This is a genomic window from Pseudoduganella sp. GW821-FHT12E03 (assembly GCF_058807115.1).
On the sequence record NZ_JBXAQJ010000027.1, the window covers coordinates 1 to 16,374 of the forward strand.

Here is a 16,374-nt window from a genome sequence, read left to right on the forward strand (position 1 = left end):
AGGCCGATGTGCTCATCGTCGCTCAGCCGCAGCAGGCGGGCGCGGATCAGGGGACCGGCGCCGAGGTCGAACGGGGTCCGGGCCTCGTCCTGGGCCAGCCAGGCGGCGCGCGCCTCGCGTTCGGCCGGCGGCAGCGCGCTCAGGTCCTGCAGCGGCAACGCCAGTTCCAGGCTGGCGGCGATGGCTTGCAGCGGTGCGCCGTCGACCGTGGCAAAGCTGGTGCGCAGCGCTTCGTGCCGGTGCACCACCTGGTTGACGGTGCGGGTCAGGGCGGCGATATCGAGCGCGCCGCGCAGGCGCACGGCGGCGGGAATATTGTAGAACGCGCTGCCGCTTTCGAACTGGTCGAGGAACCACAGGCGTTGCTGGGCGAACGACAGGGCCAGCGGCGCGGCGCGGTCCTGCCTTTCTATTCCGGGCAGGAGGACGGCGTTACCGTCCTGCGAGGTCTCATCGATATGGCTGGCGAGCGAGGCGACCGTCTGCGCGGTAAAGAAGACTTCGATCGGTACGGCGACACCGAGCTGGGTTTCGATCTGGCTGATCACCACGGCGACGAGAAGCGAATGTCCTCCCAGGGTGAAGAAGTTGTCGTTGATGCCGATCGGTTCCTTCTCCAGCACTTCCGCCCAGATATCAGCAATGACGCGCTCCGTCTCCGTGCGTGGAAGCATAAAGGGCACGTCGATGTCGCCGGCATTCGTGTCGTCGTGACGCTGATCCGCTTGGCCCAGGTATTCGATACTCCCGTCCGCAAGGTAGCGGGCCAGATCGCCGGTACGGTGCAGCATGGCACCAGCTTCGGCCGCGAAGGGATGGGCGATGCTCATGTTATAGTCGGATGCCGCCATGACTGAATCGTCAGCCTCCAGATACACATGGCCGGGTACGCCGACGGGCACCAGATTCAGGTCGTCATCCAGCAAATACATTATGGGCGTGGCGGCGCTCTCGCGCCGGCCGGCAGCCAGAGATTCGCGCTCGGTGGCGGACAGCATGTTCAAGTCCCTGACGCGACTGGCTGGATTCGCCGCGATGGCATCCAGCAGGCAGGAGAAGTGGCCGGCGAGACGCGCTATGGTGGAAGGATCGAACAGGTCGGTACTGTATTCGCAGGAACAGGTCAGCGCGCCGTCCTGCTCGACGATGTTGAGCGTCAGGTCAAACTTGGAGGTGCCGCTATCGACCGCCAGGGGCTGAAGGCTCAGCCCAGGCAATTCAAGACGCTGCATCGGGGCATTTTGCAAGGCAAGCGCGACCTGGAATAGTGGGGAGTGGCCGAGGTGGCGCACCGGTTTAAGAGCCTCCACCAGTTGCTCGAACGGCACATCCTGATGAGAGTATGCGCTCAGTGCGGTGGTACGCACCGCTTGCAGCAGGTCGATGAACGAGGCTTGGGCATCGACTTGCGTGCGCAACACCAGTGTATTGACGAAGAATCCGATCAGGGGCTCCGTCTCGGCTCGGTTGCGGTTGGCGATGGGAGTGCCGATGCAGATGTCGGATTGGCCGGAGTAGCGGGCCAGCACCACATTGAACGCCGCGGTCAACGTCATGAACAGGGTCGCCTGCTGTTGCTGGCTTAGTGCTTGCAGCGCCGCCGTTGTCGCCGGTGGAACAGTGAACGGGAACACTGCGCCGTTGAATTTTTGTTTATCTGGGCGTGGGCGGTCGGTCGGCAATTTCAGCAACGTGGGTGCGCCGGACAAGTTCGCTGTCCAATAGTCCAACTGGCGGGCCAGCACATCTCCACTGAGCCAGCGGCGCTGCCAATGCGCGAAGTCCGCATACTGGATGGCCAGCGGCGGCAAGGGTGACGGACGGCCCTGGATCAAGGCGGCATACTGCGCCGCCACTTCCTGTACCAGTACGCCCATGGACCAGCCGTCGGAGACAATATGGTGTACGGTAAACAGTGCAATATGCTCGTCCTCGCGCAGACGCAGCAGGCGCGCACGGATCAGTGGGCCAATCCTCAGGTCGAATGCCGTCTGTGCTTCCTCTTCGGCCAGCCGTCGTGCCTGGACTTCGCGTTCGGCCTCCAGCAGACCGCTCAGGTCGGTCACAGCCAGCGTCATTTCCAGTTGCGGCGCGATCACCTGTGCCACCTCCTGGCCGATCATGGTGAACGTGGTGCGCAGCGCCTCGTGGCGCGCCACGATTTCATTGATGGTGCGGGCAAGCGCCGCCACATCCAATGCACCGCTCAGCCGCATGGCGGCGGGAATGTTGTACAGCACATTCCCGGCTTCGAACTGACCAAAGAACCACAGGCGCTGCTGGGCGAACGATAACGGCAGGTTGCCGTCGCGGGAAACCGGCGCCAGTGCCGGCATCTCCGGAGCCATTTGCGCTTCCTCTTCCAGCAGGCTGGCAAGCAATTCAGCCTTGAGAGCGGCAAGTTCTATTTCATTCATGTTCGAAGTCTTTCAATGGGGTAGGCGGCAGGGAACGTTGCGATGCCGCCTGGAAAAGAAGTTGAAGGGCAGCTGATGGCGCCCGGCCATCAGCTTATGCCTGGCCCGGGCGTTGCCGGGCTGGCGCATGGCGCCGTGCCCGCTTGAAGCCGGAACTGGCTTCGTTCTGCAGATCGACGCATCAAGCCGGCAGCGCCGCCAGCTGGTCACGATCGAATCCGGACGCCGGCGCCTCCTTACGGTACAAGGAGCGGGTGACGCGGAAGTGGTTCATCTTCATGCCCAGTCCTTCGTTGACGAAAGCGGCCAACAGGCGGCTGATCAGACGGTAATTTTGATGCAGTACATAGTGACTGCCACCCTCGACGTCAAAGCCAACCAGGTTCGGCAGGCGGCCGCAGACATCTGCCGCGCGAGCAGACGACGTGGTGATGTCAGAGCGTCCGGTAATCAGCATCACCGGCAGCCTCAGCGTGGCGCCGGAGAGCAAGGGCGCGACATTATGTTCGCGGAAACGGGTCAATTGGGCGCTGAACGCGATCAGGTTCTCCGCGCTGGCGAAAGGCCGGTACACGAAAGGCAGGTGGTCATGGTCGGCCAACGCCAGTACATTCGTATAATCCTTTTGGCCGCTGGCGAAGCGCGCCATATCATTGGCGCCTTTTTCCATGATCGCCATCATGGTTTTGGCTATGGTGGCGGCCGATTTAGGGTTCTTTTCGACCAGCTTGCACATCGTCGCCAGGTTCTTCTCGTAGGGAGAGTCCTCGCCCTGGAAGCCGGCCATGCCGGCGAACGATGGCGTCACAAAGCTGAGCGAAGCGATGATGGCAGGATAGGCGCGCGCCAGTTCCAGCGCAAACTTTGCGCCGCTGCACCAGCTCACCACGTGGCAGGCGGTGATGGCTTCGTTGTCCAGCACTGCGCCGATTTGGCCCAGGTAGTCGGCCAGGTAGTCGCTGGCGCCATAATATGAGGCCGAAACCCCTTCTTCCATCAATGCCGCAGTGGGCCTGTCAATGGCGATGACGCTGAACTGGCTGCCCATCGCCTCGGCCAGCATGGTCCAGAAATCCAGCGTCAACCCAAAGGCGTTAACCAGCAGTAATACTGTTGATCCGGAGCCGTAGCGGTGGTAGCGCACGCCGCCGCAAGTAATGGTGCGCAGGCCCGGCAACGACAGGAAGGGGCGACGCATCAGCTCGCTCTCGGCGGCGTTCCGGCGCAAGGTGTCCTGGATCAGCAGTAGCGGATCAACGTCTGCCGATGCGACCTGGTGCAGTACGAACTGGCCGCCCTGCGCTTCCTCGAGGTCGGTCGCCTCCTGCAGGGCATGCGCAATCATCTGGGCCACCCCCTTGTCAAACACCTCCGACGGCGAGTCTTTCGGCACCGGGACGTCATACGTGGCCATCCGGCCGGCATTCGCGGCTTGCGCCAGGCTGGACAGGATTTGCAATACGCTGATGCCATGAGCACCCACCACCACATTGCGCGCCACATGGGCCTGCGCGCTTGCGTGAACCAGCAACCGGGCTGCTTTGCTGGCCGCCATGACACGGAATTGCTGCTGGCAGTGATGCTGGGTCTGCAGCGTGTAGTGTTCGAAGTAGGCCGGGCTGCGGCGGCGGATTTCACCGATGAAACCAGCCGCTTGCGCCACCAGCGTGGCGAATGGTGCCGCGCTGCCGGCGGCGTGCACCTGCAGCAGCGGAATGTCATCAAAGCAGGCGCCGAGACAATAGATGCTGATGCTGCTGGCCGGATAGCGCGCCCGCATTGCCTGTTCTACGCTGCGCATGCAACTGTCGATCGTCCGTTCCTGCGGCAGGTTGTGCCGGTCGATGATCAGGCAAACCTTTTGCGCCGGCGTCGCAGGCGCGCCGGCTGGCCGGTGGCTGGCCTCCTGCTCGAACATTTGTTGCAGGGCGGCCGCTGACAGGAAGTGAAACTGGATTTCAATCGTTGCATCGGCTGGCTGCACGGCACTGCATTGCAGGCGATCAAGCAGGCTCACACATGCGTCTTCAGCGGCCAGCACGGCACGCAATTGCTCGACCAGTTGCCGGTAGGCCTCTTCATTATCGGCGATGCAGTTGACCCGGGATACGCCTTCGCGTAATTGATGCAAAACGAAATAGGGGGCGATCTGATGATCGAGTCCTGATACGGTGATGTATTTCATGCTTGACTTTGGTTGGGGCGGCTTCGAACCGCGAGGCGGCGCGTGCGCGCGCGTAGACAGACTGCGCTTTTAACAGCGGGTGATTATGATTGCGTTCCGGGACGCCAGCAGCTGGGCGAAAGTACAGTATCGACGGATTGTTGCTTCTATTACCATCGCCGCTTTCAATTTGTACGCGAGCGGACGGTACTTGCGCCGTCAGGAGCTGGCTGCAACACGGAGGGACAGCTGGATGTACTTGTTAAATAGGAGAGCCAGAGCTGGAGGTGTGGCCATCGTCTTGATCGGTGCCCTCGGCGGCTGTACCGTGGGGCCGCTTTACCGCGCGCCCGAGCCGGCGGTGGAGCAGCAGTTCACAGCCGCATTGCCTGCCTCGGCCCAGTCCGCCAACACCGATCTCAACGAGTGGTGGGCGCAGTTCGACGATCCACTGGTGCCGCAGCTGGTGCATGCTGCGTTGGCCGACAATCCCACTCTGGCCCAGGCGCGGGCGCGCGTGGCGCAAGCGCGCGCCTACCTGGGGGCGGCGCAGGGCGCCCAGCTGCCGGCAGTGGATGCGAATGGCAGTATTGTCCGTAGTCAGGCGCCTGTCAGCCCTGGCGTCACCGCCATCGGGACGGTCACCAACCGTAGCCTGGACGCCAGCTGGGAGATTGACTTGTTCGGCGCCAGGCGCAAAGGCGCGGAAGCGGCCGAGGCCCGTATGGCGGCACGCACCGCGGACTGGCATGGTGCGCGCGTGTCGCTGGGCGCGGAAGTGGCTACCACGTTGCTTGGTTTGCGGGCTTGCGAAGCTGGCGCCGCCGTGTTGGCCGAGGACCTGCAATCGCGCCAGCAAACGGGGCAGTTGACCGGGTTGAAGATCAAGGCCGGCCTGGCGGCCACCGGTGATGCGGTGTTGAGCGATGCGTCCATTGCCGATGGACGCCAGCGCCTGCAATCGCAGCAACTGGAATGTGCGTTGACGGTGCAAGCCTTGGTCGATTTGACGGGCATCACCGAAGCAAAGCTCCGTCCGCTGCTGGGACGCTCGACACATTTGCCGAGACCGCACGACATATCGGTGCAGACGGTTCCGGTTGCCGCGTTGGCGCAACGTCCGGATATTGCCGCAGCTGAGCGCGATCTGGCCGCTGCGGCCGCCGACATTAATGTCGCTGAAGCCAACCGCTATCCACGCCTGAGTTTGAGCGCCAGTATTGGCAGGACCGGCGTGCACGGGGCCAGCGGCGCCGATCTCTGGTCGCTGGGACCTGCACTGAATCTGCCGCTGTTCGACGGCGGTCGGCGCCGTGCCGAGGCGGCTGCCGCGCAGGCCCGTTACGACGAGGCGGAAGCGATCTACCGGCAGCGCGTGCGCAGCGCCGTGCGCGACATCGAAAGCAGCCTGTTGCGCCTCGATTCCATTGGCCGGCGCGAGGCGGACGCGGCGGCTGCGGCGCGCGACTACGAACGCTATTTCCAGACGCGCGAAGAAAAATTCAAGGCTGGCAACGGCAGCCTGTTTGAACTGGAAGACGCGCGGCGCACCATGCTGGCGACGCGTCAGACGCTGATTGGCGTGCAGCGTGAGCGTGTTGCGGCCTGGATCGCGCTCTACAAGGCTTTGGGTGGCGGCTGGCGCCGCGCCCAGGACGCCACCTGAGCATTCCCTCCCCGGCGGTACACGCCGCCGTCTCCAACGCGGAAAGATAAATTCGATGAAAAAGATGACACTCAAACGGGCTGCCCTTGCGGCCGCCGTGCTTGCCGGTGGCGGCGCTCTGGTATGGACAATGCTGCCCGGCGCCACGGGCGTCGCGGCGCCGGACAAGCCGGCCGCCAAGGAGAGCCGGCCGACGCTGACCGTCAGCACGATCCAACCCCGGTGGGATGAGTGGCCAGTGCAACTGACGGCCAACGGAAATATCGCGGCGTGGCAAGAATCTGTTGTCGGTAGCGAATTGGGCGGGCTGCGCTTGGCCGAAGTGCTGGTGAATGTGGGCGATCAGGTCCAGCGTGGCCAGGTGCTGGCCCGTTTTGCTGCGGAGACCGTAGCCGCCGACCTGGCCCAGCAGGAAGGTGCCGTGGAACAGGCCCAGGCGGCGCTCGCGGAAGCTGAACTGGGGGCGGAAAGCGCTCGGCAACTGGCCAGCAGCGGTGTGCTGAGCGCCCAACAGAGCAAACAATATTTGAGCGCAGAGCAAAGTGCGCGCGGGCGCTTGAAGACGGCCCAGGCCGGCTTGCGCCTGAACCAGATCCGCCTGCACCAGACCGAGCTGCGAGCGCCTGATGCCGGCGTCATCTCGGCCCGCAATGCCAGCGTGGGTGCAGTGACCGGCGCCGGCACGGAGTTGTTTCGCATGATCCGGCAAGGCCGCTTGGAATGGCGTGCCAGCGTGCCATCGACTGCGCTGAGCGGGATCGCGCCGGGCCAGAAGGTCGCGGTAGAAACAGCCAATGGTATTCAGATCGAAGGGAAAGTACGCATAATCGGGCCGACTGTGGATCCGGTCAGCCGCTATGCCCAAGTGTATGTCGACCTGCCGCCGGGTATCGCCCATGCCGGCATGTTCGCCACCGGCCGATTTGAGCTGGGGCGCCGCAAAGCCCTGACTCTACCGCAAAGCGCCTTGCTTACGCGCGACGGTAATCATTATGTGTTTCAGCTGGATGGCAAAAGCCAGGTGCGCCAGCATCAGGTGGCGCTGGGACGCCGGGTCGGCAGCCGGGTGGAAGTGCTGTCCGGCGCCACGGAGGCCATGCGGCTGGTGGCCCAGGGGGCCGGCTTCCTTAACGACGGTGACACGGTGCAACTCGCTGCCCCGGTAAGCCAGGACGCGCCGCTGGCGCGCCGCTAATCTTGCCACGGTGAAGGTTCATCCATGAATTTCTCCTCGTTTTCGATCAAGTATCCGGTACCGGCGATTCTGCTGTTTATTCTGTTGACCATTTCCGGCCTGTTCGGTTTCAAGGCCATGCCGATACAGGATAGCCCTGACATTGAACTGCCGTTTGTGCAGATTACCACCAGCCTGCCGGGGGCATCGCCTCCGCAATTGGAAGCGGAAGTGGCGCGCAAGATCGAGGGTGCGGTTGCCGCCATTGCAGACGTGCGGCACATCTATAGCACCATCAACGACGGTGTGGTGCAGACCATGGTCGAGTTCCGGCTTGAGAAGGATGTGACGGAGGCGCTCAACGACGTACGCGACGCGGTCGGCGGCGTGCGCAGCGATTTGCCGGCTGCCGTGCGCGACCCCGTGTTCACCAAGCCCACGACCTCCGGCCAACCCATCCTCAATTACACGGTTAGCTCGAGTCAGCTCGACGAGCAAGCGTTGTCCTGGTTCGTCGACAACACCGTGTCCAAAGCCTTGTTGGCTGTCAAGGGCGTCGGAAAGGTGGCCCGGGTCGGCGGCGTCGAACGTGAAGTCCTTATCGAACTGGATCCGGCCAAGCTGCTGGCCTTGAATGTCTCGGCCGCCGACATTTCGCGTCAGTTACAGCGCGTGCAGCAGGAAGCGTCCGGCGGCCGTGCCGACGTCGGCGGGGAGCGGCAATCGGTACGCACCATTGGTACTGTGCGTAGCGTCGAGGAAATCGCCGCTATGGAACTGACACTGGCCAACGGCGAAGCGGTGCGTCTCGACCAGGTGGCCAGCATTCGCGACGGACATGCGGAGCGCACGGCGCTCACGTTGCTCGACGGTCAGCCGGTGGTGGGCTTCGAAATCACCCGCAGCAAGGGCGCCAGCGAGGTGTCGGTAGCCAAGGCGGTGCGTGAAGCGGTGGCTGAATTGCGCAAGCGGGAATCGCATGTCAAGATTGACGAAGCCTTCAATGCGGTCGACGCGGTGGAGGAAAACTATGCCGGCTCGATGTCCTTGCTGTATGAAGGCGCCTTGCTGGCAGTGCTGGTTGTCTGGGCCTTCCTGCGCGACTGGCGCGCGACGCTGGTGTCAGCCGCCGCATTGCCGCTGTCAATCATCCCGACTTTCCTGGTTATGTATCTGTTCGGCTTTACGCTGAATGGGGTCACCTTGCTTTCCCTGGCGCTGGTGGTCGGGATTCTGGTGGACGATGCCATCGTCGAAATCGAGAACATTGTGCGCCATCTGCGCATGGGGAAAACGCCTTACCAGGCGGCGATGGAGGCGGCTGATGAAATTGGTTTGGCCGTGATCGCGACCACGTTCACTTTGATCGCCGTGTTTCTGCCGACCGCGTTCATGAGTGGCATCGTCGGCAAGTATTTTCGCCACTTCGGCTGGACTGCCGCCGTTGCCGTCGGCGCCTCGCTGGTCGTCGCCAGGCTGTTGACGCCAATGATGGCCGCCTACCTGCTCAAGCCGCTGGTTGCACACGTTGAGCAAGAAGGCAAGGTCATGCGCCAGTATATGCAGGCTGCCGCCTGGTGTTTGAACAACCGGGGCAAGACCATGTTGCTGGCGGCCGCGTTCTTCATCTTGTCGCTGGCGCTCATTCCGTTGTTGCCGACCGGTTTCATTCCACCCAGCGATGTGGCACGCACGCAGGTCACGGTGGAGTTGCAACCTGGTAGCACGTTGGCCGACAGCCAGGCCGCCGCCGAGGCGGCCCGACACCTGATCATGCGCGATCCGGACGTGCTGCAAGTATACAGCGCCATTGGTGGCGGCGAAGTGCGTAAAGCTACACTAACGGTACTGCTGAAACCGCGCACCGAGCGCCAGCGCAAGCAGGCCGATATCGATACCGCTTTGCGCCAAGCCATGAGTGGCTTGAGCGGCGCCAGGGTTACTGTGGGCGTGGGCGGTAACGGCGAGCTGTTGCAATTGCTGCTGACGGGCGATGATCCACAGGCCCTGGCCAGCGCGGCCAAGGCCGTGCAGCGCGAACTGCGCGCCTTGCCTGGACTGGGTAATATCACTTCCAGCATCAGCCTGGTGCGCCCGGAAATTATTGTCACGCCGAAGGTGGCCCAGGCCGCTGACCTGGGCGTGACCGCGGCCGCCATCGGCGACACCTTGCGTGTGGCCACCGCCGGCGACTATGAGCAGTTGCTCGCCAAACTGAACTTGTCGGACCGGCAGTTGCCGATCCGGGTGTACCTGCCGGCATCGGCGCGCGCGGACCTGGGTTTGCTGGCGCGTTTGCCGGTACCGGGCAAGAACGGCAATGTACCGCTGGGCGCCGTGGCGGACCTGCGCATCGACAGCGGCCCGGCGCGCATCGACCGTCTGGACCGCAATCGCCGCGTCATCATCCATGTCGAGCTCAACGGACGTGAACTGAGTGAGGTGATGGAGAAAGTCAATAGCTTCGCCAGCCTGAAGAACCTGCCGCCTGGCGTGAAGCGGGGGCAGTTCGGCGATGCCGAAATCATGCAGGAATTGTTCAGCGGTTTCGCGCTGGCGATGCTGACCGGTGTGCTGTGCGTGTACATGGTCCTGGTGCTGCTGTTCCGCGGCTTCCTGCAGCCGGTGACCATCCTGGCGGCGCTACCGCTTTCGATTGGCGGCGCATTTGCCGCTCTGCTGGTGACAGGCAAGGCCTTTTCCCTGCCCTCGCTGATCGGATTGCTTATGCTGATGGGGATCGCTGTCAAGAACTCGATCCTGCTGGTTGAGTATGCGATTGTGGCGCGGCGCGTACAGGGCATGTCGCGCTACGCGGCGCTGGTTGATGCCTGCCTTAAGCGCGCCCGGCCCGTCATCATGACCACGGTCGCGATGGGCGCCGGGATGTTGCCGGTGGCCCTGGGCCTGGGCACCGATCCGAGCTTCCGCGGCCCGATGGCCATTGCGGTAATCGGGGGCTTGATCACTTCCACGTTCCTGAGCCTTCTGGTCATCCCGGTGGTCTTCACTTATGTCGATGATTTACTGGTGTGGCTGGAACGCCACTTCGGCAAGCGCACCCCGACGGCGATGGTCGATGGTACAGGTTCGCAGGAGAAACTCATCTGATACATTGACAGTCGTTACTTCAACTTGCGCGCACCATTTCTGCTGAGGTGCGCGCCGACGCTGCCGCTGCCGCTGCGTCTCGCGGGTCCGGCACCGCTTATCCAGCCTGGGCCGGACGATCAATCAACCATGCAACGCTCCGCCGAGCAGATAGACTCAATAATGCCAGATACATCGCAAGTGATGGAACGCGGTCTCACCGCGGACCTCTTCCAGGATTTCGTCACCTACGAATCAAATGTGCGATCCTATTGCCGTGACTTTCCCGTGTTGATAGGCCGCGCCAAAGGGGCCTGTCAGTACGACCAGGACGGGCGCGCCTATCTCGATTTCTTCATGGGAGCCGGTGCGCTCAATTATGGCCACAACTCCGATGCGCTGAAGGCGCAATTGCTGGCCTATATCGCCGCCGACGGCGTCAGCCACAGCCTGGATTTCTACACCAGCGCCAAGCAAGCTTTCATTCGTGCCTTTCAGCAGCATATCCTGTTGCCCCGCAAGCTCGACTACAAACTGCAATTTACCGGCCCGACCGGCACCAATGCCGTCGAAGCGGCTTTGAAGCTCGCGCGCAAGGTTACCGGCCGGCACAACGTCATTGCCTTTACTAACGCATTCCATGGCATGAGCCTGGGATCGCTGGCCGCCACGGCCTCGCCGAAGAAGCGCCGCGGCGCCGGTCAGGCGCTGGGCGGCGTCACCTTCATGCCGTACCAGGGCTATTTGGGGGAAGGCCTGGATACGCTCGACTACCTGGCGAAAATGCTGAGCGAAGGAAGCGGCGTTGACGCTCCCGCAGCCTTTATCGTCGAGACGATCCAGGGCGAAGGCGGCTTGCGCGCACTGAGCCCGGACTGGCTGGAAGGGCTCGCGGCCCTGGCCAAGGCGCACGGCGCGTTGCTCATCGTCGACGATATCCAGTCGGGCTGCGGTCGCAGCGGTCAATTCTTCAGTTTTGAAATGGCGCAAGTTGAGCCCGACATCGTCTGTCTGTCGAAATCGCTGAGTGGTTATGGATTGCCGATGTCGATCAACCTGATCAAGCCGGCGCATGACGTATGGGAACCCGCCGAGCACAATGGTACGTTCCGTGGCAACAACCTGGCCTTTGTCACGGCCAAGGCAGCCATTGAAGAGTTCTGGGCCAAACCTGACTTCGCGCAGGCGCTGGCCGGGAAGACGGCACTGCTGGAAACCCGCCTGGAGGCGCTGGCGGCTTGCCTGCGCCGGCAATTACCGCTTGCAGCACGACGGGGCCGCGGTTTCATGCAAGGTATTTATCTGGGCGATGGCGCGTTGGCGCAACAGGTGTCGCAATTGGCTTTCGGGCTTGGCCTGATAGTCGAAACGTGCGGGCCGCAAGGGGAGGTGGTCAAATTGCTGCCTCCGCTGACCATCGATGACGAGGAGCTGCTGCGCGGCCTGCAATTGCTGGAGGTAGCTTTCGAGCAGGCCATGCATCCCAAGCTGTCCAGCGTCTGATGGCTTAGCGCCTTCCACCTTCCGCACAGGGCACGGTCGACGTGCCCTGTTTCATTTCCGCCGCTCAGGCCAGAGCCGCCTCAGGGAGCCTTCTGGTCTGCTGTGTGACGGCCTCCAATTGGCCGTCCGCCACCTTGACGATACGGTCCGCATAAGGGAAGTAGGCGTCGTCGTGGGTGATGGCCAGTACGGTCTTGCCGCGCGCCTTCAAGTCCGGCAGCAACTCGGTATAAAACACGCGCTTGAAGACGGGATCCTGGTCGGCGGCCCACTCGTCGAACAGGTACACGGCACGGTCTTCCAGATAGGCTGATACCAACGCAAGCCGCTTCCGTTGCCCGGTCGACAGCTCGGTGGTGGTAAATTTTCCATCGCACACGGCGACTTTGTGATCCATATCGAGCAGCTTGATATAGCGCATGGCGCGCGCGGCCAGCATATCGTCGTCGGCGCCCAACAAGTGCTCGAACAGATGGAAGTCGGCAAAGACCGCCGAGAAGTGCTGGCGGTAATGGTGCAGGTTGGCCGCGGTCACGGCTAACCCGTTCAAGTGGACCGCGCCTTGCTCCGGCTCATACAGACCCAGCAGCAGCATGGCCAGCGTGGTCTTGCCGCTGCCGTTGCCGCCGACGATGAAGACGATTTCGCCTTGCCTGATGGTCAGATCGAGTGGGCCCAGCATGAAGGGATTGTCTTCACTGATGCCAGGGTAATGATGGCAAACGCCCCGCAGCTCCAGGTGCAGCGGGGCGCCGGTGGCGAAGGGATTGACACTGCCATGCCGCTGCACAGGGCTCAGATCTTCCTGCAATTGCTGGATTTTTTTTAAGGCAATACCGGCCTGGCGCAAGGTCGGAAACACATTCATCATGTCGCTGATCGGACGGATAAGGTAGAGCAGCACCAGGGTCATGCCGATGCGCGTCGCCGGTTCCTGCGGCATCCAGAGCGGAATGACAAAGAGGTTGATCCCGATGACGATGTAGAACAGGATGGTTCCGACGTTCAGGATCCAGACATAGCCCCCCATGCTCTGGATCGACAGACGCTTGAATTCCTGGGTGCTGGGCGAGAGCACATCGGCCAGGAATTGATTGCCGCGCTGGGCATTAAGCTGCAATTCCCTGCTGCCTTCGGTCAGGCTGCGCAATTGCCGGTAAACGGCATCGAGTTTGTCACGCAGCAGGACCAGTTGGCGCAGCGGACGCTGCTCGGCGAAGTGGAAGCCGACCAGGCATACCAGCAGGGTCGCCGTGAAGACCAGGAATAATTGCCAGGACAGGAAGGCCATATAGGCCAGGCAAACGATAATGATGATGCCGTTGCCGATCGCCAGCGGCAGCATTTGGAACGCTTGTGTGAAGGTGTCGATGTCCTTGGTCAGGATGGCCTGGAGCGCCGGTTTGCCCATGCGCTGCAGTTGCTTGGGGCTGGTGGCCAGGAGTTTTTCGCCGAGACGTATGCGCAGCTGTTGAATGGTGTTCTGCGTGAGATGGAGCAGCGAAATTTCCGATGCCGATTTGGCGGCCAGGTAGGCTAGGCAAAGACCGAAGAAGGCCCAGGCGAACGAAGCCAGGCTGGCGTCGGCCGAGATGCCGTTATTGATCACGGCCACCAATGCGGCGGCGCAGATGCCGCTGATGAGGGCGGCGGCGAGGCCGAGCAAAAGCAGGCGCCAGGATTGCTGGTACAGGTATTTTATGAGGTTCATGGGTATCCAGGCCAATGGCCAAGGTTGAACATGGCGGCGCCGGCATCGGTACAGCCGGGGCACCGGAATGGGGGAAAGCGCATCGGCATTCTGGCCGTGCGCCAGGAATGCCGATGCGGGGGGCGATCAATGGACTTGTTGGTCCATCTGCTGGCGCAGCGACAGTGGACGCATATCGGTCCAGAGTGCCTTGATGCGTTCCAGGCAGGCTTCCTTGGTATCGGCCGCGCCTACTTCACGCCAGCCTAGCGGGATGACGCGGCCGGCCGGCCACACCGAATACTGCTGTTCGTCGTTGATCAGGACTGCAAATAATTGTTGTTCTTGGCTTGACATAAAATCTTTCCAAAATAAAGGGTGAGAGAAAAAGATAACGGACAGCGGCGCCGGTTGTGTACCTCATGGTGCGGGAGCGCAAACCCCATCGTCGCACGGTGGTGAATGTAGCAGCCCGCACTTGGCGAAGGAACTGTACCTTCGGCCAAGCGTGGCGGGAAAGGCGGTTGCCGTTTAAGACTGCGGCTCCTTCAGCGAGCGGGATAGCGCGTGGATGGCCGCCGACACGGCAGCGGCCAGCGCTTGCACATGCGGCGCTTTCAGCATGCTGTAATGGTCGCCCGGTGTCGTCGCGGGAACTTGCGCGGCATCGACCACGGCCTGCCGCGGCGCCCGGCCGGTACCGGCCTGCTGCGCCTCCAGCCTGTGCAAAGGTGCTTGCAGGACCGGCGGCTGATAGCCTGCAAGCAATTGCAGATGGCGCGCCGTCACCTTCAATTGCTCTTTCACATGCTCCAGCAAGCCATTGCCCACCACTTGATGCAGGGCTTGGCCGAGCAGATCGAGGAAGAACGCCTGGTGGGCCGGATCGTACAGGTCGCGCATGGTCAAACCGCGTTCCGCGAGTGCGGATTGGAGCGCCAACAGTTCTGCTGGTTGCATGGCCCCGCCGCGCAAAGCGCTCAGCGTCACCGCTGCGGCCTGTTGCAGGTCCGGCTCCGTTCCGGCATCGACGTTGGCCGGCAGCGCATAGCTGTCGAGCAAGCCCAGGTAGCTGACGGCCAGGCCACGTTGTTCAAACTCGGCGGCCAGCGCCAACGCAAACAGGCCGCCGCTCGACCAGCCTAATAGACGATACGGACCGCTCGGCTGCACCGCCTGGATCGCCGTGCAATAGTCCGCCGCGGCAGCCGCCACCGAGTCGTATCGCTGAGGCAATCCGGCGCTCTCCGGAGACTGCACGCCGTACACGGGGACATCCTGCCCCAGGCGGTCGGCAAGCTGCTGGTAGACGCTGGCCTGGCCGCCGACCGGATGAATACAGAACAGCGGGGTGCCGTCGCCGCAGGCCTGCAGCGGCACCAGCAGCGATGCCGCTGGACTTGCGGCGTCGATGGCGGCGGCCAGCTCAGCCAACGTCGGCGCGCTGAAAATGGTTGCCAGCGGAATGCTGACATGCAGCTGCTCCTTCACAGCATGGAACAATTTGATCGTCAACAGCGAATGTCCGCCCAGCGAGAAGAAATTGTCGTGCACGGAAATCCGTTCGACACCCAGCACCTCGCTCCACATTGCGGCTAGCACGACTTCGGAAGGCGTGCGCGGCGCGACATGGCCGGCGGTGGTGGCGTTCATGTCGGGCGCGGGCAGGGCGCGGCGGTCGACTTTGCCGTTCGGCGTCAGCGGCATCTGGTCGAGGAAGACGAAATGGGCGGGCACCATGTAATCGGGCAGGGTGCGCAGCAGCGCGGCGCGCATGGCCGGCACTTCGTCCGGGCCGGCGACGGCCGGCTGTTGCGGCACCAGGTAGGCCACCAGGCGCTTGTCGCCGGGGCGGTCTTCGCGCGCCAGCACCAGCGCGTCGCGCACGGCGGGCAGCGACGCCAGGGCGGTTTCGATCTCGCCCAGTTCGATGCGCAGGCCGCGGATCTTGACCTGGTCGTCGATGCGGCCCAGGTATTCGATGGCGCCGTTGGGCAGATAGCGGGCCAGGTCGCCGGAGCGGTACATGCGGGCGCCGGGGATGGTGCTGAAGGGGTTGGCGATGAAGGTCGATGCGCTCAGCTCGGGACGGTTCAGGTAGCCGCGCGCCAGGCCGACGCCGGCGATGTGCAGATGGCCGGCCACACCCACCGGCACCGGATTGAGGTCGGCGTCGAGCAGGTGGATCTGGATATTGGCGATCGGCCGGCCGATCGGCACGCTGGACAAGGTGCTGTCGGGACGGCAGTGCCAGGCCGTGACGTCGACCGAGGCTTCGGTCGGGCCGTACAGGTTATGCAGGGCCACATGCGGCAGCGCGGCCAGGCAGCGGTTTTGCAACTCGAGCGGCAGGGCCTGGCCGCTGCACATGATCTGGCGCAGCGCCGGCAGGGCGGCATCGGGTGCGCCGTTGAGGAACACTTCGAGCATGGGCGGCACGAAGTGCAGCGTGGTGATGGCTTGTTCGGCCATCAGGCCGGCCAGGTATTCGACATCCTGGTGGCCGCCGGGGCGGGCCACCACGAGGGTGGCGCCATAGGTCAGCGGCCAGAAGAATTCCCAGACGGAGACGTCGAAGCTGAACGGCGTTTTCTGCAGCACGCGGTCCTGCGCGGTGAGGCGGTACTCGGCCTGCATCCACTGCAGGCGGTTGACGATGCCGGCCTGGTC

At 63.0% G+C, this 16,374-nt stretch carries 9 protein-coding genes; 4 read left to right on the plus strand and 5 right to left on the minus strand.

Annotated features, from left to right (window positions below; genetic code table 11):
- Both AC1RRC_RS32870 and AC1RRC_RS32875 read right to left on the minus strand, forming a co-directional pair.
- The coding region (locus AC1RRC_RS32870) for a condensation domain-containing protein (protein WP_493060116.1) at nucleotides 1-2,417 on the minus strand (2,417 nt) is incomplete at its 3' end.
- Nucleotides 2,418-2,598: 181 nt separating this feature from the next.
- Nucleotides 2,599-4,602, minus strand: coding sequence for an alpha/beta fold hydrolase (locus tag AC1RRC_RS32875; RefSeq protein WP_493060117.1), 2,004 nt, complete (start codon nucleotides 4,600-4,602; stop codon nucleotides 2,599-2,601).
- A 280-nt stretch (nucleotides 4,603-4,882) separates the two neighbouring features.
- Between AC1RRC_RS32875 and AC1RRC_RS32880 the strand changes: the two genes are divergently transcribed.
- From AC1RRC_RS32880 to ectB, 4 genes are all read left to right on the plus strand, one after another.
- Nucleotides 4,883-6,247, plus strand: coding sequence for an efflux transporter outer membrane subunit (locus tag AC1RRC_RS32880; RefSeq protein WP_493060119.1), 1,365 nt, complete (start codon nucleotides 4,883-4,885; stop codon nucleotides 6,245-6,247).
- A 55-nt stretch (nucleotides 6,248-6,302) separates the two neighbouring features.
- Nucleotides 6,303-7,442 carry an efflux RND transporter periplasmic adaptor subunit gene (locus AC1RRC_RS32885; RefSeq protein ID WP_493060122.1) on the plus strand — a complete coding sequence of 380 codons (1,140 nt, stop codon included), beginning with the start codon at nucleotides 6,303-6,305 and terminating at the stop codon, nucleotides 7,440-7,442.
- Between the two features lie 24 nt (nucleotides 7,443-7,466).
- On the plus strand, nucleotides 7,467-10,532 hold the full coding sequence (locus AC1RRC_RS32890) for an efflux RND transporter permease subunit (protein WP_493060123.1): 3,066 nt from the start codon (nucleotides 7,467-7,469) through the stop codon (nucleotides 10,530-10,532).
- 162 nt (nucleotides 10,533-10,694) lie between these two features.
- Complete coding sequence (gene ectB, locus AC1RRC_RS32895; protein WP_493060127.1) at nucleotides 10,695-12,014, plus strand: diaminobutyrate--2-oxoglutarate transaminase; 1,320 nt, start codon at nucleotides 10,695-10,697, stop codon at nucleotides 12,012-12,014.
- Nucleotides 12,015-12,078: 64 nt separating this feature from the next.
- Here ectB and AC1RRC_RS32900 read toward each other — a convergent pair whose 3' ends face one another.
- From AC1RRC_RS32900 to AC1RRC_RS32910, 3 genes are all read right to left on the minus strand, one after another.
- A complete protein-coding gene (locus tag AC1RRC_RS32900; protein WP_493060124.1) occupies nucleotides 12,079-13,788 on the minus strand; it encodes a cyclic peptide export ABC transporter in 1,710 nt (569 codons plus the stop codon).
- A 63-nt stretch (nucleotides 13,789-13,851) separates the two neighbouring features.
- Nucleotides 13,852-14,061: an MbtH family protein gene (locus AC1RRC_RS32905; protein ID WP_493060125.1), complete on the minus strand. Its 210-nt coding sequence runs from the start codon at nucleotides 14,059-14,061 to the stop codon at nucleotides 13,852-13,854.
- A gap of 174 nt (nucleotides 14,062-14,235) precedes the next feature.
- Nucleotides 14,236-16,374, minus strand: a 2,139-nt coding sequence (locus AC1RRC_RS32910) for an AMP-binding protein (RefSeq protein ID WP_493060126.1), incomplete at its 5' end; no start/stop codon positions are given.